The organism is Pedobacter anseongensis (assembly GCF_037482965.1).
GTDB classification, from domain to species: Bacteria; Bacteroidota; Bacteroidia; order Sphingobacteriales; family Sphingobacteriaceae; genus Pedobacter; species Pedobacter anseongensis.
In genome coordinates, this window is record NZ_JBBHKB010000004.1 from 40,340 (window position 1) to 63,142 (window position 22,803).

15 protein-coding genes are annotated in these 22,803 nt (G+C 38.1%); 14 read left to right on the forward strand and 1 reads right to left on the reverse strand.

Annotated elements, in window-relative coordinates:
- Window positions 1–10: 10 nt before the first annotated feature.
- Window positions 11–1,282 carry a sialidase family protein gene (locus WG904_RS14465; protein ID WP_339580045.1) on the reverse strand — a complete coding sequence of 424 codons (1,272 nt, stop codon included), beginning with the start codon at window positions 1,280–1,282 and terminating at the stop codon, window positions 11–13.
- Window positions 1,283–1,386: 104 nt separating this feature from the next.
- Here WG904_RS14465 and WG904_RS14470 point away from each other — a divergent pair, with 104 nt between their 5' ends.
- From WG904_RS14470 to WG904_RS14535, 14 genes are all read left to right on the forward strand, one after another.
- Window positions 1,387–2,568, forward strand: a complete 1,182-nt coding sequence (locus WG904_RS14470) for a sialidase family protein (protein ID WP_339580046.1) — start codon at window positions 1,387–1,389, stop codon at window positions 2,566–2,568.
- A gap of 118 nt (window positions 2,569–2,686) precedes the next feature.
- Complete coding sequence (locus tag WG904_RS14475; protein ID WP_339580047.1) at window positions 2,687–3,844, forward strand: sialidase family protein; 1,158 nt, start codon at window positions 2,687–2,689, stop codon at window positions 3,842–3,844.
- Between the two features lie 40 nt (window positions 3,845–3,884).
- The gene (locus WG904_RS14480; RefSeq protein ID WP_339580048.1) at window positions 3,885–5,330 is read left to right on the forward strand and encodes a sulfatase; all 1,446 of its coding nucleotides are present in this window, start codon (window positions 3,885–3,887) and stop codon (window positions 5,328–5,330) included.
- A 127-nt stretch (window positions 5,331–5,457) separates the two neighbouring features.
- Complete coding sequence (locus tag WG904_RS14485) at window positions 5,458–6,174, forward strand: FadR/GntR family transcriptional regulator (protein WP_339580049.1); 717 nt, start codon at window positions 5,458–5,460, stop codon at window positions 6,172–6,174.
- Window positions 6,175–6,327: 153 nt separating this feature from the next.
- Window positions 6,328–7,107: a phytanoyl-CoA dioxygenase family protein gene (locus WG904_RS14490; protein ID WP_339580050.1), complete on the forward strand. Its 780-nt coding sequence runs from the start codon at window positions 6,328–6,330 to the stop codon at window positions 7,105–7,107.
- 6 nt (window positions 7,108–7,113) lie between these two features.
- A complete protein-coding gene (locus tag WG904_RS14495) occupies window positions 7,114–8,046 on the forward strand; it encodes a dihydrodipicolinate synthase family protein (RefSeq protein ID WP_339580051.1) in 933 nt (310 codons plus the stop codon).
- 80 nt (window positions 8,047–8,126) lie between these two features.
- A complete protein-coding gene (locus WG904_RS14500; protein ID WP_339580052.1) occupies window positions 8,127–9,248 on the forward strand; it encodes a Kelch repeat-containing protein in 1,122 nt (373 codons plus the stop codon).
- A 22-nt stretch (window positions 9,249–9,270) separates the two neighbouring features.
- Entirely contained in the window at window positions 9,271–10,503 is a 1,233-nt protein-coding gene (locus tag WG904_RS14505; RefSeq protein WP_339580053.1) for an MFS transporter, read from the forward strand.
- Window positions 10,496–11,458 (forward strand): NHL repeat-containing protein, encoded by a 963-nt coding sequence (locus WG904_RS14510; protein ID WP_339580054.1) that lies wholly within the window; start codon window positions 10,496–10,498, stop codon window positions 11,456–11,458. Before WG904_RS14505 ends, WG904_RS14510 begins: the two co-directional genes overlap by 8 nt.
- 347 nt (window positions 11,459–11,805) lie before the next feature.
- Window positions 11,806–13,737 (forward strand): fasciclin domain-containing protein, encoded by a 1,932-nt coding sequence (locus tag WG904_RS14515; protein ID WP_339580055.1) that lies wholly within the window; start codon window positions 11,806–11,808, stop codon window positions 13,735–13,737.
- A 27-nt stretch (window positions 13,738–13,764) separates the two neighbouring features.
- Window positions 13,765–16,995 (forward strand): SusC/RagA family TonB-linked outer membrane protein, encoded by a 3,231-nt coding sequence (locus WG904_RS14520; RefSeq protein ID WP_339580056.1) that lies wholly within the window; start codon window positions 13,765–13,767, stop codon window positions 16,993–16,995.
- Between the two features lie 8 nt (window positions 16,996–17,003).
- Window positions 17,004–18,530 (forward strand): RagB/SusD family nutrient uptake outer membrane protein, encoded by a 1,527-nt coding sequence (locus WG904_RS14525; protein WP_339580057.1) that lies wholly within the window; start codon window positions 17,004–17,006, stop codon window positions 18,528–18,530.
- Window positions 18,531–18,554: 24 nt separating this feature from the next.
- Complete coding sequence (locus WG904_RS14530; RefSeq protein ID WP_339580058.1) at window positions 18,555–20,021, forward strand: fasciclin domain-containing protein; 1,467 nt, start codon at window positions 18,555–18,557, stop codon at window positions 20,019–20,021.
- A gap of 33 nt (window positions 20,022–20,054) precedes the next feature.
- On the forward strand, window positions 20,055–22,793 hold the full coding sequence (locus WG904_RS14535; protein ID WP_339580059.1) for a SusC/RagA family TonB-linked outer membrane protein: 2,739 nt from the start codon (window positions 20,055–20,057) through the stop codon (window positions 22,791–22,793).
- Window positions 22,794–22,803 lie beyond the last annotated feature (10 nt).

The following is a 22,803-nucleotide window of genomic DNA, read 5'->3' on the forward strand; positions in this document are numbered from 1 at the left end:
CTCACTAAGGTTATTTATTTTTCTTGATAGAGTCCTTGCCTTCGGTTAACCACTCCAAATTAAATCGGGCAAACCATAATTCATCCCAATAATAAGGAGTAGTAGCATCCTTTCCACGTTCGTAAACAATTCCAATGGTTTGGTCATTTAATACAGCCAGGGAAGAATATGAGGAAGCGTATGGATAAATGGTTTTGCTAATCGGCCAGCTTTTTCCTTCGTCATAGCTTAGTCGTACCGACATATTTATACGGCCGTAAGGATGTTTGACAGTTCTTACCTTGTTTTTAGGGTTGGAAAAAAGTATGCGATTTTTTACTGCGCCTTGTACTGATGATAACCTGATAATTGAGGCATTACAACTGGTTTCTTCTAAATTAGGGTCGATGTAACTTTTGCCCCAAGTTTCACCTCCATCTGCACTAATATTGACAATCCGCTTGATGTTTGTACTGTCGGAATGATCTCCATTTCGGCAATTTACCATTACATTCCCATTTTCTAGCTCGATTAATTGGGCTTCTGATGCTCTTTCTGCAACAACAGGCCCTGTATGCCAGGAATGTCCATCGTCGTCACTATACACCACATGGGTTGCGTCTTTACGCCTAATTGGAATTAAGAGTCTGCCCGGTTTAACCTTCGATAAACGAATTCCAGCGTTGCCTGGGCCGATGCCATAACTTTGTTGCCAATTCTTTTTCCAATCGGTTGATTTGTTAATTGAATCTGCGGGCGAATTAACGGTATTGATAGAGCCTTTATACCCATCCCATTCTGGTTTTATAATTTCATGATGTATTGATTTTGGAGTGCTCCAACTTTTACCATTGTCGGTTGTAAACATCATATAGAATTGTTTCTTATCCCTAAGAAAAAACAAGTATATTTTTTTATCTACGGTGTCGACCAAGGTTGTTGGGTCTGCATTAGATTCGTTGTTGCCTCCAAATAAAATGCGCTCGGAGGCCCAAGTTTTTCCTTTATCGCTACTACGGGTCATAATAATATCCGTATATCCTACATCAGCAACGCTTTTTCTTCTCTTTTCAGCAAAAATGAGCAAATCGCCATTTGGTGTACTAACCATAGCAGGAATTCGATAGTTTGGTTTATTTTCTGCTGAAAAAGGAAAAACCCGCACCTGTGTAATAAATGGTTTGTTTTCATGGTCTATTTTTTTAGACGAGCTACAGCTCAAACACAAAGAGCAGCTTATTGCCGAAAGCTGCAAAAGATAAACAGTCCAAAGTTTTTTTTGCCAAACGGTATTGAATTTCATAGCAAATGCTGGAGTTGATTCATGACAAATGTAATAAATAGTTATGTAGTACATAAAATTTTTGTAAATTGCTTTCGAATAGTTACAATTAATTTAGTTTTAACATGAAGTATACTCCCATTTTATCGCATAGCGGAAAAAATCAAATCAGTATTCGCTATTTAGCAATTTTAATAGTAGTCCTTATTTATTTTGAAGCGTGCAAAGTACGTTTACCTATTGATCAATCGCCAACGGTAACCGTTTTTGAACCCAAAGGAAGCGCTTATGCCTCTATGAGAATCCCAGCTTTGGTGGTATCAAAAAAAGGAACATTATTGGCTTTTTGCGAAGGGCGCATAAGTAGTGCCAGCGATTGGGCAGAAATGGATATGTTGTTAAAAAGAAGTTTCGATGGTGGCAAAACTTGGGATGCTGAGCAGATTATTGCGCCAAGAAGAGGAGCAGAGCCCACCAGTAATGCTACTCCGATAGTTGACAAAAACGGCACCATCCATCTTTTGTACCAACGTGGTTATGCCCAGGCTTTTTATATTAAATCTGAGGACGACGGGAAAACATGGACCGAACCTGTTGATGTTACGTATGTCTTTAATGAATTTAAATCAGTTTATAATTGGAAAGTACTAGCTCCTGGTCCGGGCCACGCCATACAACTAGAAAATGGGAGATTAGTTGTACCCATTTGGTTGGCCGATTCCGATAAACTCTTGCCGCATAAAAGCCACCGCCCATCGTGTATTGCAACTATTTATAGTGATGACTATGGTAGAACGTGGAAACGTGGAGATATTGTGGCGACTAATAATCCGGACTTTAAAAATCCAAGTGAAACTGTTGCCGTACAGTTAACTGATGGTAGGGTGATGCTTAACATTAGAAATGAAACGGCCAAGCATAGAAGAGCGGTAAGTTACAGTACAGATGGAGCCACAAATTGGAGTAAGCCAAATTTTGATGAAGCGCTTTATGAGCCTATTTGCATGGCAAGTTTGGTTAAATTACCAATTGAGGGTAAGGAAGGGAAAACCCCATTGTTGTTTGTTAATCCAGATACGCAAGATAATCCCAAAATTCCGCGTAAGAACTTAACCGGGAAAATAAGTTTGGATGATGGACAAAATTGGACCATAAGTAAAACACTTGATTCTGGTTTTGTGGGCTATTCAGACCTGGCTATTGGTAAAAATGTAGTCTATTGTCTTTACGAATCGAATGAAACCATAAGTAGAAATTATAGAATAGTCTTAAAAATTATCCCGCTTAAAGATCTTATTCGTAATTAAAATAGCAGCCTGATTGAAGTGAAAAATATTTTAATATATGTAGTACATAATAATTTATTATTTTTATATTTGTACTGCTTGCTATAGAAAGGGCAGGTAAAACCAAATTTAAATTAGTATGAAATCAATCTTCGGGCACTTTGCTGCTTACAAAGCATTAATTTTTTTATCAGCTCTCGCTTTCTTGAATGGTAGAACTGTTTTAGCGCAAGTAGCAAAAGATACCGAACTTAATCATATTTATAAGGCAGGAGATGGTGGATATGCCTGTTTCCGAATTCCTGCGTTGCTAACTACCTCCAAAAATGTGCTCTTGGCCTTTGCCGAAGCTCGGAAAGTAAATTGTGGTGATTCTGGTGATATCGACTTAGTGGTTCGACGGTCTAAAGATGGAGGTAAAACCTGGAGTGAAATGCAATTGGTTTGGAGCGATTCTACGAATACCTGCGGAAATCCAGTGCCAATTCTTGATCAGAGCAATGGTCGTATCATCCTGCTCAGCACCTGGAATTTCGGCACAGATCATGAAAAAGAAATTACTAACTTAAGCAGTAAAAAAGGCAGACATGTATATATGCTTTCCTCTGATGATGATGGAAAAACCTGGACTGGGGCCAAAGAGATAACGCCTTCTGTAAAAAAAGAAAACTGGACTTGGTATGCAACAGGGCCATGCCACGGATTGCAAATACAGGAAGGGAACTTTAAAGGTCGCTTAGTGGTGCCGGTAAACCATATCGAATCTCCTTCGAAGCAGAATTTTGCAAACATCATTTATTCTGATGATCATGGTGCTACGTGGAACCTGGGTGAAAATACTCCGCAAGCTAAAATGAATGAAACTACTGTTGCTGAAATTAGTGGTGGTAGATTGATGCTCAATATGAGGAATGGAGATCGTTCGGTGAAAACTCGCCATACAAGCATTAGTGCCGACGGCGGACAAACTTGGGCGGATGTTAAAAATGACAGCACATTAATCGAACCAATTTGTCAGGGAAGTTTGCTAAATGGTTTTGTTGGCAAAAGACCTGTACTATTTTTTATCAATCCTGCACATAAAACCAAGAGGATGAATTTAACCTTAAGAGCGAGTTTTGACGATGGCGCTTCTTGGGCTAACTCAAAGGTAATTTATGGAGGGCCATCGGCTTATTCAGATATTGCCGTTTATAAAAATAAGGATTTGGGCATAGTATATGAATCGGGAATAGCAAAGCCATATGAAGGGATTGCATTCCAATTGATTAAACTCAAATCAATTGCAAATCCATAGAGACCTAAAATCAAGAATAGACAATTGACTTTTATATAGAATGTCTACTAGTTTTAAATCCATTTTTAAATTGAGGTTTCTGTATAGGGGCTTTAGGCTGCTATGGCTGCTTTCATTATGGGTAACCTCTGCGTTTTCGCAGCAAAAAACTAATGTGTTATTTATCGTAATAGACGACCTTCGTCCGGCATTAGGTTGTTATGATGATCCTTTAGCTTCATCACCCAACATAGATAAATTGGCAGCGAGTGGAACTTTGTTTACAAATGCTTTCGCTCAACAAGCAGTATGTGCACCTTCAAGGGCATCTTTTATGACAGGGAGAAAACCCGATCATACTAAAGTTTGGAACTTGGCTACCCATTTCCGTAAAGCATTGCCGAATGTGGTCACATTGCCTCAGTATTTCAAGAATAATGGCTATTACGCGAGGCAAATAGGTAAGATTTATCATGATCCGAGTGCAGCACAAGATTCAATATCTTGGAGTGCCGATGAATTGTTTGGGGTAACAACTAACAAAGGCAAATATGCATTAGCATCCAATTTAGCAAAAGCACCTAAGTCGGCCGCTACCGAATCTGCAGCGGTTCCCGATAGTGCTTACATAGATGGGATGGTCGCTGATGCAGCGGTTAGAGAAATAAGAAATATGGGCAATAAACCATTTTTTCTTGCAATAGGTTTCCGCAGGCCTCATTTGCCATTTACTGCCCCAATTGGGTATTGGGATAGGAATGCGGATAAGGTATTTCGACTATCACCAGATACAGCAGCCGTAGCTAACGTGCCAGGTTTTTCTAAACATAATTCGGTTGAGCTAAGGGGATACACAGATATTCCTGATTTTGGTCCAATTGACAAAGAAAAGGCCACAAAACTTATTAAAGGATATTATACTTCAATCGCCTTTATGGATGATCAAGTGGGAAAGGTGTTGGCAGAACTGAAAAAATCTGGTCTCGATAAAAATACCATTATCGTACTGTTGAGCGACCACGGCTTCCATCTAGGAGAACATGGCCTTTGGGGTAAGACCACCAATTCAAGATTAGACACTAGAGTGCCACTCATTGTTCACACTCCTAAAAATTCGCGCGTAGCGAAAAGGTCTGATGTGGTGGTGCAACTGGTAGATCTTTATGCAACCTTAAGTGAACTGTGTAATCTTGCAAAACCTGAGACCGATGGACAAAGTTTTGCCAATGTGATCAAAGGCCTACCCTTCACTAACGATGGTTTTGCCTTTAGCCAATTCCCAGATGATATGAAATTTAAAGATCGCCCAGCCATCATGGGGTATGCAGTTCATACAAGGGAATTTGGATATACGGAATGGATTCGCTTGACTACAAATGAAGTTGTAGCTCGAGAATTCTATGATTATCGGCAAGATCTTTCAGAGAATAAGAATGTTGTGGAGAATCCCGTTTACCAAAAACAAATTTCCATTTTAAGTGAACAAATAAAAAAATATAGAGAATAATTCAACCCTTATAGAATATAAACAATAGTCAATTGATTCATCTTATTTCATTTTTTTTAAAAAAGGTTTTTTTAAAATAAACTTGTAGTACATAAACTACTATATTTGATATACAAAAATACGTAATATGGCAATAACCGATGATTTAAGTCTGCATATCTCAAAAATCCCGTCCGACACAATGGCTGACATTGTTGAAATGAAGCTTAGGGATTATTTCAAAAGAAAATCATTTGTTCCTGGAGACGCCTTACCAAAAGAACAGGAGTTGGCCGAGGCATTAGGGGTAAGCCGAAACGTATTACGAGAAGCATTAAGCAGATTGCGCATGCTCGGTATTATCGAAACCAAAAAGAAACGGGGAATGATCTTATCTAGTCCTGATGTGCTTGGCGGTTTTGAACGTGTTATGGATCCGTTAATCATTAGTCCAGATGCGCTACAAGATCTTTTTGAACTTAGGCTTATTTTAGAGATGGGCCTTGCAGAGGTGCTTTTCTTGAACCTGAACGAAAAAAGCATTCTTGAATTAGAAAAAATCGTAGCACACGAAAAAAAGAACAACAAGGAAATATTCAGGATCGTGAACGAGGTTGCTTTTCACGGAAAATTGTATGAAATGGCAGGTAACGATACCTTGAAGCGTTTCCAAAATATACTACTTCCAGTTTTTGGCTATGTACTGCAGAACGAAAAGGAAAACGAATTTATCTCAGGAAGCGTTACACACCAGGATTTGGTTAATATATTAAAATCTGGTAATAAGGAAGAGTTTAAAAAAGGAATGTACGAGCACCTGAAGCCGCATTTCGAACGTCTTGAGCATATTAAAAATAATATTTAAGCCATATTACAGGTAATTCTTTAAAAAAAGTTAATTTTTTTTATGTAGTACATAACTATTTATTTATATTTGTTAGCAGCCGATAAGGATGGTTTTAATAATTGCCTAAATAGTTAAGGCACATTTAAGATAGGCAACACAAATATAAATGATATGAACTTGGAAACCCTTTTTAATTACAAGAGGCTAACCGATAGCGAAATTCTTTTTTTTCAAGAGAATGGCTATCTAGTAATAAGAGCCATTCTAAGCCCAAATGGCTTGGCGCACTTGCAATCAGAGTCGATGGAAGCATGGAGAAAGGAGAAAGAAACTTTCGATCCCAATAAAAGCTGGCTTCAAAATTCATTGTTGGTTAATATTCATCACAAGGCGCCGACAATTAAAAGCTATTATTTCAATGGTCCATTGGTAGATATTGCTTCACAACTTATTGGCCCAAATATTAAAGGTGCAACATCACAGCTTACTTTTAAGATGAGCGGTAATACAAAGCCATTTGGCTGGCATCAAGATAATGGATACGGCGAACTGGAACCTTATAATGCGTTAACTACCTTAACTGCCTTAGATGATACAGATAAGGGTAATGGTTGTTTGTGGTTGATTCCCGAAAGTCAAAAAAACGGACAAATTCGTGTGGAGCAAAATGAGGTCCAAAAAGGAAGTGGCGCTGAAATTATAGTTGAAGCTGATGATAGTTTAGCTGTACCTATGGAAATGAATGCAGGAGATGTGTTAATATTCAATTGTTGGATGTTACATAAATCTGATGGTAATTATTCTACCAATAGAGATCGAAGAATTCTGTTCTTAAGGTATGCCGATGCCGATGCTGTTGAAGTTTACAATGGTCGTAAACCACGGCTAGGAAAGCTAGTAAAAGGTAAAACTAAATTTTCTGAAGTAGAAGCATTTGAATCTGACCTCTAGTAATTTATGGAAAAACTTACCGCCAAAAATTTAAAAGGAAACTGGGCAACTTTATTATTGCCAATAAAAAAGGACGAATCGATTGATTTTGATTTATTGGGAGATGAAATTGATAAACTGATTGCTTTTGAAGTAGATGGAATTTATTCTAATGGAACGGCTGGAGAATTCCATAACCAAACTGAAGCGGAATTCGACCAGATTAATGAATTATTAGCCGAAAAATGTTCGAAAGTATCCATGCGTTTCCAAATTGGATGTAGCCATCCTTCTCCCATTATTTCGCTGGAAAGGATACAACGTGCTGTACATTTAAATCCAGATGCGTTTCAGGTTATTTTGCCAGACTGGGTGGTACCACAGGAGGAAGAACAACTCTCTTTTTTACAGCGAATTGAAGCTAATGCCAAGGGAATTCCATTGGTATTGTATAATCCGCCACATGCAAAATTGGAACTCGAGCCCGAAGATTACCAAAAATTTAAAACAGAAGTGCCTAGTCTTATTGGCATAAAAGTGTTAAGCAAAAATGACCTGTGGGTGGAAAAAATGAAAGAATTTGCAGCGCATTTATCTGTATTTGTACCAGGACATTTTTTGGCTAAAGGTGTAAAGGCTGGCATTGCGGCCGGAGCGTATTCTAACATAGCTTGTATCAACCCAGGTGAGGCTCAGCGTTTATGGAATATGATGCACACCGACATAGAGGAGGCCATAAGAATAGAAAATAATATACTTGAATTTTTTAAGCAATGCATAGCTCCATATCAACGATTAGGCTATTCAAATCCTGCTTTAGATAAATTTTTAGCTGCTGTTGGTGGGTGGTGTGAACTTCCCACTAGATTAAGATGGCCCTATAAATGGATTCCGGAAGCAGAAGTTTTAGAGGCTAGAAAAAGAGCGAAAGAACTTATACCTAGCTTTTTTATGCAATAATTCGATACCAAAAAAAGAATGCGATATTCGCTGGGACAGTTTGGTATTTTAGTCCATTTAACGCAATGAAAATAAAACAAATGCAATATTTAAAAATTTTACTTCTGATTATGCTTACGTCTATAACTTCGCTTACTAATGCACAAACGTCAACACAAAATAAACTTTTTAAATGGAGCGAACTTCCCTCTCTTCCAGATAAGTTTGGATTTGCAGGCTCATTTGGTGGCGTTTCTGGTGATGCCTTAATTGTTGGTGGCGGAGCAAATTTCCCAGATGGCGGGGCTCCTTGGACAGGGTCAAAAAAAGTTTGGAGCGACAAAATCTTTGTATTTGATAAAGCAGTTGGCGCATGGAAACTCGCCGGGACATTACCTGAACCACTGGGTTATGGCGTTTCGATTACTTATAACGGAAAGCTGATTTGTATCGGTGGAAGCAACGAGCTGGGCCATGTTGCCAAGGTATTTGCTATCGAATATAAAAATGGAAAAATTGAAATGGAAGAAATGAAATCACTGCCCCATTCTTTAGCAAACGCTTCTGGAACATTGATTAAGGATAAAATTTATATTGCAGGCGGATTAGCCAAGGCAGATTCTCAAGAAACATCCAACTGTTTTTGGACCTTAGATCTAAAGGGTGGAAACCAAGCCGAATGGAAAGCGCTAAACACTTGGCCGGGACCTCCGAGAATGTTGGCGGTTGCAGGAAACAATGCCGAATCTTTTTATCTGTTTAGCGGAACCAACTTAATTAAAAATAAAGATGGAGCACTAGAGCGAATTTATCTTAAAGATGCTTTTATGTATGATCCTGACAAAGGATGGAAAAAATTAAAAGATCTCCCAACCCCGGTCGTAGCCGCACCTGGTCCTGCATACACCTCAAAAAATAAGCTTTATATTTTTGGAGGTGACGATGGTAAGTTAGCTAAAGTGGCAGCAGATTTAAAAGAAAAACATCCTGGTTTCTCAGATCAGATTTTAGCTTTTGATGTATTAAAGAACGAATGGTCTGTGGCTGGGAAGATTCATATTAATATTAAAGCTGATGCCGGGGCAAATCCAAATGCGAGTACTTGGCCAGCAGTTACCTCCACACTGGTGATTTGGAATGGCAGTCTTATTTTTCCCTCAGGAGAAGTAAGGCCTGCAATTAGAACACCTAGGGTAACTGTTGCTACACCAATTAAAAACTAATCTTATTAAATAACTTATAGTTATGATTAAAACAACGTCTTCTAAATCATATTATGCTTGGGGTCTTGTAGCACTACTTTGGGTGGTGGCCTTTCTTAATTATTTTGATCGCATTATGATCACCTCTATGCGTGATCCTATTGTGTCAGAATTTAGTCTTACCGATGCTCAGTTTGGACTTCTAACCTCGGTTTTTTTATGGTCTTATGGATTGTTAAGTCCGTTTGGAGGCTATCTAGCAGATAAAATTAGTCGAAAAAAAGTAATTGTGTTTAGCGTAATGGTGTGGTCGGCAGTTACGTTATGGACAGGTTTTACCACTTCATTTGAAGAAATGCTTTATTCTCGTTTTTTTATGGGAATTAGTGAGGCCTGTTATATTCCAGCGGCATTGGCCTTAATTACCGATTACCATAAGGGGAAAACGAGATCCTTAGCTACTGGTTTACATATGAGTGGTCTCTACGCCGGTTTGGCAATGGGTGGCTTAGGCGGATACATCGCCGAATTTTATGGTTGGAGATCTGGTTTCCACGTATTCGGGATATTTGGTATCATTTATTCGTTTTTACTGGTCTACTACTTAAAAGATGTGAAAAGAGAGATTGGAGAAGATGAAATAAATGTTGATCAAACACCATCTTTATCACTTTTAGGATCTATGAAAATGCTTTTCAAAGAACGATCTTTCTTAGTGCTCCTGTTTTATTTCAGTGTGTTGGGAATGGCCAACTGGCTTATTTACGGATGGTTGCCCACTTTCCTAAAAGAACACTTCCATCTCGATCTTGGCGAAGCTGGTATTTCTGCCACAGGATATATCCAAATTGGCTCGTTTGTAGGGGTAATTATCGGAGGAATATTCGCCGATCGCTGGTTTGCAAAAAACAAAAAAAGCAGAATTTATATGATCATAATTGGCTTTAGCGTAGGCGCCCCATTCCTCTTTCTAATGTCGTCAACAACCGTATTTGCATTGGCAATTTTAGCAATGTTCATTTTCGGAATAGCAAGGGGAATAAACGATGCCAATTTGATGCCGGTTTTACGTCAGATTGCAGATAATAGGTACATCGCAACGGGTTATGGTTTCCTTAATTTTATCAGTACAATTATTGGTGGAGCAATGGTTTATGTTGGCGGGGCCCTCAAAGATGCAAAAGTTGATCTCTCTATCGTATATCAAGTTTCTGCATTGTTAATGCTGATTGCAACTTTATCGTTATTCGCTATAAAAATCAAAAAAGATGCCTAACCGTGCAGAAGACATGGTTATTGGATGTGGCGAATATCGCTATCAGCTCGACAAAAATTGGGTTAAAGCAGGAGATCGAAAACTTAGGCTGAAGGATTGTCATGAAATGGTACTAAGTTCAGCTGGTCTTATCTACATGTTGGGCAATGAAACCGAAAATAATATAATTATTTTTAATAAGGATGGCCATATTACAGGGTGTTGGGGAAATGAATACCCAGGAGGGCACGGACTCACTCTACACGATGAGAATGGAGAAGAATTTCTTTACATTACAGATACCGTTAGGAATTCGGTTTTTAAAACTACACTCAATGGTGTTGTGGTTATGGAGATTGGCTATCCAACCAACATAGAAAACTATTCAAATGCTGCCGAATTTAAACCGACAGAAACTTTGGTTATGCCAAATGGCGATATTTATGTTACTGACGGTTATGGACATCAATTTGTTATCCAATATAACTCAAAAGGAGAGTATATTCGGCATTTTGGAGGGCGCGGCACTGCGCTCGCTAATCTTGATTGTGCCCATGGAATAGCTTTAGATAACAGAAAAGTAACTCAGAATACACTACTGGTTACTTCGAGAAATGAATGCGCTTTTAAACGATTTTCATTAGACGGAAACTATTTGGAAACCATAAACATACCTGGCTCATTTGTGTGCAGACCGGTTGTTCATAAGCAAAATATTTATGCCGCAGTTTTCAGATCTGGGGATAATCAAAACAACGCATCGGGATTTATCACAATTTTGGATGAAAATAACTGCGTGGTGTCTTCGCCAGGTGCCACTCATCCTACCTATATAAATGGTTCACTTAAAAAACAGCAACAATTGCCCAATGTTTTTGTTCATCCTCATGATATATGTTTAGATGAAGACGATAATATGTATGTTCCCCAATGGAATTCAAACCATAGCTATCCTGTTAAACTTACTAGAATTTAAATAGACATTTCTACTAATTATTCTCACAGCCAATTGTATTTAAGTTGCAGGGAGCGAAAACTTCTAACATACAGATAAAAGAAGTTTTAGCATTTTCTATACCTATCTAGCCAGCTTTTTATAAAATTCATTTTTGATTAACATTAGATAATCGATATTTAATTTAAATATAATTTGGATTATTATATAACATCCTATATATTTGATTATGTGAATATGTTCTACATAAGGATGATATTACAAAACCAAAATAAACTGTAAACATTATTTAATTAATGCTGCATGAACGTCTTGTTTTCTTTCAATTTAGAAAGTTCTGTGATTGTTCCAGCAAAGTTATAAACGGGATGAAAAAAAGCAATCGCTATGTCGTAGCACTATATGTCTTGATGACTTTATTAAGTATGTCGTGTTCAAAGGATTTTGACGAACATTATAATCCATCAAATCGTATTGATAAGAACATCGTCCAAGTCTTAGATGAAGATCCAGAATTTAAAGAGTTTGTAAAACTCATTGATAAGCTTGGGCTGCGGAAGACGTTGGGCGAAGGTGCAATCTACACGTGTTTAGTGCAAAAGAACGATCAGGTAATTGAGTTTTTCAAAAATAAGGGATATGCTTCGATTGATGTAGTTCCGGAACCCGTACTTCGCGAGTATTTAAATAGTCATTTCATAAATGGGATGTATTATAAATACGATATAGAAAAAAGGTATAAAGATGCAATAAGTGGTCTTAATCCAACAAAGGCAACCTATTATACCACTCGAGCTGAGAATTCGATACCCGCTAAATCTATACGAATATTTACCCCATCTTTTTTTGCCTCGCAACAAGACGACTTTAAGACTCTTTTTAATCAAACCGGTGGAGGTTTTATGGTTGAAACCGCTAAAATTTCTGACACGAAATATGATATTGATGCTAGTAACGGCGTAATTCACGTACTTGAATCCCAACTACCGATCCGGCCACGAATGGATTTGGCTATTGCCGCCGATCCCGAAATTTCTATTTTTAATTCTTGGCTGAAGTCTCTCGAAACCTATGTGCTGGGGCCGAAAGATGAATTTGGCAGGGTAGATACTACACTCTATAAATCCTATTCATTAAGCCGAAATGTTGCCAATGAAGGTGTTTTGTCTACTTTTTTTGCGCCCACAAATGAAGCGGTTATGAAGTACTTCGAACCTTATTTGCCGGATTTGTATAATACAATTGACTCGCTGCCTAAAAATATAAAAACAGAAATTCTTAGGGCCACCCTCCTTGCAGACACCTGGTATAAAAGCGACATCGTTCGAAATAATCCTGAACTGCGCACTACAACCTATCCGCAGATAATTACGAAGATTGGACCAATTATAGTCGGCTCAGTGCCAGCAAGTAATGGGATAATTTATAAGGTGAACAAGTTTATTGAACCGCCTAAGCTTAACAGTGTAGAGGGAGGCGTTTACATGAAAAAGCGGTACTATGGACAGTGGAATGTAATGTTTGAAAAAACGGCATTGGAAGATGGATTGAGTGATGGATTGCTCTATCAGCATAGTGATAAAACTATATTATTGCAACCAGATGCATCTTGGGGATTTCCTTTAGTAGAAGATATGGACGCAGATGCTCTTTTGTTGAGAATGCAACAATGCCGCACTGGAATCCTTAATATAGATGTTAGAAAAGACGGTGGTCTTAGAAGAAGGTATTATCCGACTGAGTTCGGATATATACTCTTCGAAAATGGAAAGTTTACGGATTATACAGGCAAATCCGTATCGCTGTTAAAAACACAACCCACTTGGGAGCGTGCCAACGGAGCAATATTTGAAATTGATGGTTTCCTCACTCCAATGAATAAACTTGATTTGGATAGAACTGTTTATGCCTTAGTAACAAAAGATTCACAGTTCTCGCTATTTAAAGATGCACTGGTTAAATCAGGACTTACTGGAGAGCTGAATTTAACTGGCTTTTTCACGTATACGCTTTTTGCGCCAACCAATACAGCCATTCAGGCTGCGAATATTTCTGTGCCTGGTATGACTGCTGATGAGGCCAAGACTTTTGTGAGTAAATATATTATTCCAAATCGGTATGTGTTTACAGATGGTGTTTTTCAGGGGGATGTGCCAGACAAAGCAGGAAATTTTCTTAAGATAACAGGTTCGTGGGAAAACTTTACCATTACCAATACTGCAGGAAAATCGGTAAGACCAACGGCCGCTAATCTACAAGGATCAAACGGAGTAGTGCACAAAATTAATCAAGTTTTTTAGAGTTATACCAATTTACTTATGCATAAAATGCTACGAAATATTTTTTTTCTCGCCGGTTTGTTCTGTGGTTTGGGCCTTCATGCCTATTCACAAGAAACCGGTATTATAAGCGGGGTGGTTTACGATGAATCTAAAAAGACCGTTTTTCAAGGCGTAACGGTTATGCTCGTTAACCGTAATAATTTAGTACTCAATGGTGTTACTACCGATGGAGCCGGTAAATTTCGTTTGAAGAAAACGCCAGATGCACAAAAAATTGTTTTCTCTTACGTAGGCTATAAAAAGCAAGAGTTTGAGCTTGGAACAAAGACTACCTTTGAGGTTGTACTCGAAAGTGGATATGCGGAGATGGAAGAAGTGAAAATTGTTGGTCAACGTGTTGCGAAGGCCGATATGGGATTTATTACCATTGACAAAAAGGAAAGCAGCAGTGCAATCACATCAGTAAATCTTGCTGAATTAAAAAATATGCCCGTTACCTCAGTTGAACAGTTAATCCAGGGTGCTGCTCCTGGATTGCAAATTGTTGCTGCTAGCGGGAACCCAGGCGCCGCAGCATCTGTACGTATTCGAGGTATATCAAGTATCTCTGGTATCAATGATCCGCTTTGGGTTGTAGATGGTACTGAAGTGATCGGAAATGATTATAAAGTATCAAGTATAACAGATTTTGGTTTTAGTCCTATTGGTGACATTGATCCATCAGATATCGAATCGATTGATATTTTAAAAGATGCATCAGCAACTGCCCTTTATGGATCGAAAGGGGCGAATGGGGTTATTGTTGTGCGCACGAAAAGAGGGAAACGAGGAAAACCAGAATTTTCTTTTACCTCTAAGCTTACTGTGACTGAGGTTCCTAAAACTATTCCCATGATGTCGGGCAATGAAAATCGCATATTTTCTATAGAAAGTTATGGCGCTGGTTCAGACGATGGAAGCTATTTACCTCAGTTGCGCGGCGATCTTACCCGTAACGATGCTTGGCAATATAACAATAATACTAATTGGATGGATGTAATTACCAGAGACGGGTATTATCAACAATATAATACTGCCCTTAGCGGCGGTGGGGAACGTATTGTTTATTATTGGGGAGTAGGTTATACCACCCAATATGGAACCACCAAAGGTACGGGCTATGATAGGTTCAACAATAGATTTAATTTGGATTATAAGGTTTCAGATAAATTGAAAGTATCTGCAGATTTATCTTATATCAATTCGGTTACCGATAAAAGAGGGCAAGAACATCCAATTAATCAAAGTGGCGCCATAGATTTCAACGATAATGAAATTTCACCAATTTTATACGCTAGGGAAATTAGTTCTTACTATCCTGTCTACTCACAAAATGGACTAAATTATTTTGTAGATCGTAGCGACCCTGTGTCTTATACAGCCAGGTATAATCCGCTTGCTGTAATCGATTATTCTACTTATCTCACCAAGTCAAACCGTTTTATGGCATCAACAGTTTTGAGTTATAATATTCTAAAAAATCTTGACTTCCGTTCGCAGATAGGGGTAGATTTCAGGGAATCGAGCGATGAATATTTTCTACCAGGATATGCTACTGCAGCTCTGCCTGGTGAAGTTTTATACAACGCTGGCTTGCAGGCTGAAGGTTACCAGCTGATGATTAATAATAACAATAGGCTAATATGGTCTGCCTTAAATAAAACTAACCATAGGTTAACGTTAACTGGTGTTTTAAATATTACTAGCGATTCGGATAATTCGACTATAATGAGCTACAACAACGGCGCTTCTCCAAAGCTTCGTTCTTCAGATGCTTCGGCAGTAATAGCGAGCGCGTCAGGAGGGTTTGGTGACCGCAGAAATTTCGGAACTTTCCTGCAAGCGCATTATGCCATAAAAGACAGGTATTTTCTAACGGTAACCGGGAAAATGGAGGGAGATTCAAGATACGGAAGAGATAATCTCTATAAGGTATTTCCGGCAATAGGTGCTGCATGGGAAATGTCGAAAGAAAGTTTCCTTACCAACGTGAAATGGATTAATAGCGTTAAACCACGTTTTGCATACGGGGTAACTGGAAACTTACCAAACATTACAAATCTTTACGATGTTGCCTACTCTACTGGTACAGGTTATTTAGGGGATACTTACACCTATCCTTCTAAATTTGCCTACGATAACATCAAGCAGGAAAGCACAGCTGAATATAATTTCGGAATGGACTGGAGCTTGTTTGATTTTAGGTTATCGGGACAGGTTGATTATTATACAAGAACAACTACCGATCTTTTGTTAAAAGAAGCACTATCGTCTACTTCGGGTTTCCAAACACAATACCTCAATTTTGGTGCTGTGCGTAATAGCGGATTTGAGTTCGGTATAACTGGTACTATTTTAAAAGGCAGTGAAAGAGCGTTGCGTTGGAAGTCATTTTTTAATATTGCAACTAATAAAAATAAATTATTATCGCTACCCGACAATTTAGATGAAAATTCATTTGTATCTACAAGGGAAGGTTTTTCGTCAAAACTTCAGGCTGGAGATGTTATTGGCGGATTTTACGGATTTAAAGCATTAGGAGTATATCCAACTGATGGTGATGCCATATTGAAAGATGAAAAAGGCAGTATCATTTATGAGGCTGATGGACTGACACCTAAATACATGCGTTATGGATCGAACACTGGGCATCAATTTCGTGGAGGTGATATGATTTACGCAGATTTAAACGGTGATGGTATTATCAATGAGCTGGATAAAGCTCAGATTGGTGACGCCAATCCCGTAGCCTTCGGCGGATTGAACAATAGTTTCGGTTTTAGAAATTTTGAACTTCAGGTTAATTTACAATATCAATTTGGAAATGATGTGATTAATCTCAGTCGCAAGAATGTTGAAAAAATGTCGGATTCTAGAAATCAAGCACAATCCATAACTAGCCGTTGGCGCAAACAGGGTGATATTAGTGAAATTCCAAGAGCACAACGTCTTGCAGAATGGAACTACGATGCCTCAACAAGATGGGTTGAAGATGCGTCTTACGTTCGCCTAAAAACCGTATCGCTTTCCTATAATTTCGGTAAAAAATTGACCAGCAGAATACATGTAAGAAATATGAGTGCTTTCATTACTGGATACAATCTATATACGTGGACAAAGTACCTCGGCGTTGACCCTGAGGTGCCAATTACAGGCACGGTAAATATGTTTGGTATCGATAACAATACTACAGCACCAACAAGACAATACACACTCGGATTACGAGTAGCACTTTAATTTGATTGATGATGAAGATATTTAATAAAATAAAGTATGCATCTATAGGTCTGTTGCTGATTGCATCGGGCTGTAGTAAGTTTTTGGATGTGCAAGCACCAGATAATTTAGTCAAGGATCAATTTTGGCAGAATAGGGAACAGGTACATTCTTCGTTAATTGGGTTGTATACATCGCTAAATAGTTGCGTAAGAAATTTCCAAGTATGGGGAGATAGCAGGTCTAGTTTATATGCCCCAGGTTTAGCTGCTAATTTTACAAGCTCTTATTCCCAATTCTTATCGCAAGATATTTATACGGATAATCCATTGTTGTCTTGGGAAAATCAATATAAGGCAATAGGTTGGATCAATGCCTTTATAAAAAATGCGCCTTCAGCATTAAAAAACGATCCAACGTTTAAGGAAGAGGAATTAAATAGCATGATGAGCGAAGCCCATGCATTGCGGGCATTGATCTATTTCTATTTAGTAAGATCCTTTAAAGAAGTGCCCATTGTGAAGGAACCGTATGAGTCTGATGCGCAGAATTTGACTACTGCCCCGTCGTCTGAAGAAGAAGTACTTAATTTTATTGAAGACGATTTAGCATTAGCATTAAAAAACGCTCCGAAAACGTTTTCTGATGTGAAGGAAAAGTATGGTCGTATAACAAAGAATGCAGTAACTGCGCTTTTAGCAGACGTAAAATTATGGAGAAATGACTATACCGCCTGTATCAATTTATGTAAAACACTTGATGCCACCTACGCCAATAATATGGTGAATCCGAAAGACTGGTACACTATATTTTACCCAGGGAATTCTACTGAATCTATTTTTGAACTTCAATATGGCCTCCAAGGTCCTTCTTCACCCTTGTATAATTGGTTTTCTAAAGAGGACGGTGCAACAGCAATCTACTCAGCAAATGCTACAAATATCAAAGTCAATGCAGGCGATTTGCTCTACCCAAGTTCGACACCAAATTTAAACTTCTCTGCAGACACCATCAGATTAAAAAATTATAGTGCTTTTTCTTTGCCTACAGCCGGTTCCTCAACTGAAATATATAAGTTTTTAGGACAAGCACCCTATCAGCGAGCTTATAGGAGACAGAACGATCGTACGGCAAATTATATTTTTTATCGCTATCGCGAAATCCTATTTATGAAAGCTGAAGCCTACGGCATGCTCCATCAATATGACGAAGCAGAAAAAGTAATAAATATCATACGCCAGCACTGCGATCTGCCTGCTCTTGCGCCAGGCGAAGGTGGCGAAGGCGTGACGTTCTTTAACAGATTGTTGATGGAACGAGAATTTGAGCTTGGATTTGAAGGAAAAGAGTGGTTCGCAGCGGTGCGGGTATCTAGAAGAGCAGATTATAATAGTGTTTTAATAGAAAAGGCTGCCATAAATAATTCGCTACAACTTCCATATCAAGTTATACGAGCGAGATTGCTAAATGCAGAGAGTTGGTTTTTACCTTATTACAAAACTGAAGTAGACAACAATCCATTTTTAAGCCAAAAAAGCTATTACAAAAACAAATAATTAATGTCAATTAACCTCAACGACATGAAACAGTACACAAATATTCCTTTTTTGAAATGGAAAGGCTATAATTATCTAATTTTCGCAGCTTTACTAGTATTGCTTGGCCATGGCTGTAAGCCAGAGTTTTCTGATGCCAGATTTGATGACAATGATGAACTTCAAATTATGGATTATGTAGATAATCGCCCTGATTTGAGTACGTATAAAGAAATGGTCGATTATGTTAAAAAGAGAAACCTGTTAAAGACAGCCGGAACATACACTGTTTTTATTCCAACAAATGAGGCATTTACAAAACTTTTCGCTCGCTTATCCGCAAACGGAGCGAAAGTAAGCGCTATTAAAGATAAATCGCCAGAATTCTGGATTAATTATTTCAGTTATCATTTGCTTGATAAAATGGTGAATACAAATTCACTTGAGCCAGGCCCCCTGCCTTCACCAACGATATTAACAAATAAATACCTGATTGCTGATATTAGGGAATCTTATAATGCTATCAAATTGAATAATTTTTCAACAATCTTGGAACCGAACATCCAAATGAGTAATGGATATGTCAATATCATTGATGAAGTGCTTAATCCACCAGTAGAAACTATTTATGAAGCACTTTCTAAAACAGGAAAATACAATATTATGCTAGGCATCTTTGAAGAAACAGGATTAACCAATTATCTAAAAGACAGTATAATTACCTTAATAGTTGAACGTGATGAGGTTTTATTGAAGAACAACTTTAATAAAAATAACATTTCAAATCTAACTAACTGGGCTGCATATCATATCATCCCCGACTCTGGCTATTTTTTAAACCAGTTAATTAAACAACGGATATACCCTGTTTACAAGAAGAATGCGTTAAGTTTTACGGTGAATAATCAGGGGAAATATTTTATGAATTCAGACTTTAAATTTGACCAATCACTTGAGTTTGGCATCGATAGAGTTTGCTATAATGGTGTTTACCATTCTATTGATACGGTTGTACAAATTGTAGAAGCATTACCAGCTACTATTCGATACAACCTTTTCCCTCCTGGTAGCCCCTATGGCGAACAAAACGTGTTTGCAGATGCGCCTGCAAAAATTGTATTAAATAATGGAACACAGAGTTACCATCAAAATAAGGAACTTAAAATTGTTGCGTTTGATGCTCAACAAGTGGGCGACTTTTTTTACCTCACCATCCCAGACGTACCAGCTGGCAGTTATAACGTACGGATAGTGCATCGTGGTGGTAGTACGCGGGGGAAATTTATCTCGATTTATAAAGGAGCTATTGTAAAAGACAACATCGACCTTGCAAAAACAGATGGCACCTGGCCAGATTACAGCTATTATATCTTTAATAACTGTGGTGTCATCAACGTAGATAGCCAATCAGATGTCAAACTGACGTTTGCCTTGACCGCTTTTGCAACAGGTAAAAATGGAAGTTATTGCTGCGACGTGCTGATGGATGCAATTGAATTGATACCTCAATAGGAAAACATTTTAATGGAAAAGAAATTTAAACATATGATAAAGAAAGGATTGCTTTTTGCACTGAGTTTGGTAAGTATGACAGCATTCGGGCAGGAGCGCGTATCCGACTCCCTTCAACGTAGTATAAATACCAATACTAGCGCATCAACTTTTAGTGAGCTATTGGTTAATAAAGCCGGAGTTCAGCTTACGCAGTCAGGGTCGATTGGTTTTGCGTCTCAACTAATGATCAGGGGTGTAGGCTCTATCAATCTTAATGCCTCCCCATATATCTATGTTGATGGTATTCCGGTAAGATATTCACGTGTATTACCCTCTTTTCTCTCCATTCACCAACCCAATCGCTTCGGGTTTATTAATCCAAACGACATTAGCAATATGAGAATTGTGAGCAAAGGATCAGAATTATCTGAAATTGGAGGAAGAGGAACGAATGGAGCCATATATATTGAGACCAACAGAGGTGAATTGGGTGGGACAAAAATCGATTTCTCTGCGAAATTTGGGCTTTTGAGATCAGATTTCGATGTAGATCGAATGAATGCAGGTCAATTTAAAAATTACCTCCGAAACTACTATTTTGAAAATGGAAGTTCAGCAACACAAGTAGATGTGAACCCGATATTCGATTCATCTAATCCAAAATTTAATAATAACACAAATTGGGTTAATCTAATCACTAGAAATGCGCTTTATAATGATTATCACTTAAGACTTAAAGGTGGCGATGGGGATGCAAAATATATGTTTAGCGTAGGATACGTAGATAAAGAAGGAACATTGGTTGGCTCGGATATGAACCAGATTAACCTTAGATTTAACCTTGACTATAAATTATCGCCTAAGATTGAGATATCCAACAGCCTGGCATACACTCATGCAAACGGACATTATTTTGAACAGGGTTTTAACTACGCTGTTCATCCGTTGTTCGTAGCGGCAACAAAGGCTCCCTTTTTAAGTCCTTACACATTTTCGCAAGCTGGGGAGCTCTCCAAACAATACGATGATGTAGATGTATTAGGGAAAAGCAATCCGTTGGCTTTGGTGAACAATATGTATAACAGCAATGAAGATAATCGTGTAGACGGAAAAATTGGCGCCAAATGGCTAATTTCCCCACGTACTTCTCTAAATTCTTCATTTGTATTCAACTACATGAACCTTACAGAGAAACAATATAGACCAGCACTTGGCATCGTTGCAGATTTAAACAAAGAACGACAAAATCTAAAAAGAGGTTCTAGTGAAGCCTTCGTCCTTTGGTCTAGTTGGTTAAACACGCAAGGGAAATTAAGCAACAAGCTTACCTATAACGGACAAGCTGGTGTAACTGTAGAATCGTATGATGAAAAGTCAGTATTTGTTAGAAAGATTAATGCTGGTACAGATGACTATGAAACACTTGAGCAAGGTTTGGTAGATTCCGTATCTAACATTAATTATAAATCAAGATTGCTTACGCTTTATGCTCGAGGAAATGTTGATGTATTTGATCGCATGCATGTATTTGCAAATTTTAATATCGAAGGTTCTAGTAATTTTGGTACTAAGGGTCGTTGGGGAATTTATCCCGGTGTAAAAGCGGTTGTCGATCTTCTTGGTAAAGGAAGCAAAACATCCCTCGGTTTAAGAGTTGCTTGGGGCAGAACCGGCAATAACGATCTACGCGGATTTTACCACTATAGCTTATATTATCCAGCAAATTATTTCGGATATGGGGGCGTATACCTTGGTAATGTTGCCAACAGTGAAATTAAGCCTGAAATTACCAATACTTATGATGTGGGACTTAAACTGGATTTATTTAATCAGAAATTGAACATAGATGGTGGGTATTTTTACAAAATAACCTCGAGGCTAATTACTCAACGCGCAGTACCCATAGAACTTGGACTTGATCCGCAATTCGAAAACAACGGAAATATGGCTTCACAGGGATTTGAATTGAATTTTAATGCGGCAATGGTTTCAAAAAATGAATTTTCATGGTCGCTATTTGGGAGTATATCTACACTTAGGAACAACGTAAGGGAGCTTAATAATGGGAGTATAATTAAATCTATTGGCGGCATTTACACTGTATCCAAAGTTAATGAACCAATAGGCTCTTTCTATGGCTATAAAGTACTTGGCGTTTTCGGTAGCCAAGCTGATGTTAATTTGCAAAAGGCCGATGGTACTAACTTTAAAGCAGGCGATTACATCATCGACGATATAAATAAGGATTCAAAAATTAACAATTTGGATCGTCAGATAATAGGATCTCCTCTTCCTTCGGCTTTCGGTAATTTTGGAACAGTAGTTACCTATAAAAAACTGTCTTTTAATGCCTTATTTACCTACGCCGTCGGTAACGATATATATAACAGTTTTAATCAACAGATGAATGTGATGAAAGACTATTCAAACCAATCTCCAAATGTGCAAAACAGATGGATATCGCCTTCCGAGAAGGGGACAGGATTAAGTAGAGCTGCTTTCGATGACCCTTCAATGAATGGTGCGGCATCTAATTTATGGGTTGAAGATGGAAGTTATTTACGCTTAAAAAATATATCCGCTAATATCGAAATTGGTGTGCCACCTCAACTAAAATTTATTCGTAAGCTTAATCTATTTGTCGCGGCAGAAAATCTTGCCACTTTTACAAAGTACAGCGGCTTTGATGTAGAGGTGGTAAGCTCTGCCGATCCGATGCTAAAGGGCATCGACTTTGGTGCTTCTCCATTACCAAAATCATATATTATCGGTCTAAAGATGTCATTGTAAATAAATGAAG

Excerpts from the sequence above, each read along its gene's own strand:
- WG904_RS14520 (WP_339580056.1), top strand. The coding sequence starts at position 13,765 with ATGCTACGAAATATTTTTTTTCTCGCCGGTTTGTTCTGTGGTTTGGGC.
- WG904_RS14500 (WP_339580052.1), top strand. The coding sequence starts at position 8,127 with ATGCAATATTTAAAAATTTTACTTCTGATTATGCTTACGTCTATAACT.
- WG904_RS14535 (WP_339580059.1), top strand. The coding sequence starts at position 20,055 with ATGATAAAGAAAGGATTGCTTTTTGCACTGAGTTTGGTAAGTATGACA.
- WG904_RS14485 (WP_339580049.1), top strand. The coding sequence starts at position 5,458 with ATGGCAATAACCGATGATTTAAGTCTGCATATCTCAAAAATCCCGTCC.
- WG904_RS14515 (WP_339580055.1), top strand. The coding sequence starts at position 11,806 with ATGAAAAAAAGCAATCGCTATGTCGTAGCACTATATGTCTTGATGACT.
- WG904_RS14510 (WP_339580054.1), top strand. The coding sequence starts at position 10,496 with ATGCCTAACCGTGCAGAAGACATGGTTATTGGATGTGGCGAATATCGC.
- WG904_RS14495 (WP_339580051.1), top strand. The coding sequence starts at position 7,114 with ATGGAAAAACTTACCGCCAAAAATTTAAAAGGAAACTGGGCAACTTTA.
- WG904_RS14530 (WP_339580058.1), top strand. The coding sequence starts at position 18,555 with ATGAAACAGTACACAAATATTCCTTTTTTGAAATGGAAAGGCTATAAT.
- WG904_RS14475 (WP_339580047.1), top strand. The coding sequence starts at position 2,687 with ATGAAATCAATCTTCGGGCACTTTGCTGCTTACAAAGCATTAATTTTT.
- WG904_RS14490 (WP_339580050.1), top strand. The coding sequence starts at position 6,328 with ATGAACTTGGAAACCCTTTTTAATTACAAGAGGCTAACCGATAGCGAA.
- WG904_RS14465 (WP_339580045.1), bottom strand. The coding sequence starts at position 1,282 with ATGAAATTCAATACCGTTTGGCAAAAAAAACTTTGGACTGTTTATCTT.
- WG904_RS14525 (WP_339580057.1), top strand. The coding sequence starts at position 17,004 with ATGATGAAGATATTTAATAAAATAAAGTATGCATCTATAGGTCTGTTG.
- WG904_RS14480 (WP_339580048.1), top strand. The coding sequence starts at position 3,885 with ATGTCTACTAGTTTTAAATCCATTTTTAAATTGAGGTTTCTGTATAGG.
- WG904_RS14505 (WP_339580053.1), top strand. The coding sequence starts at position 9,271 with ATGATTAAAACAACGTCTTCTAAATCATATTATGCTTGGGGTCTTGTA.
- WG904_RS14470 (WP_339580046.1), top strand. The coding sequence starts at position 1,387 with ATGAAGTATACTCCCATTTTATCGCATAGCGGAAAAAATCAAATCAGT.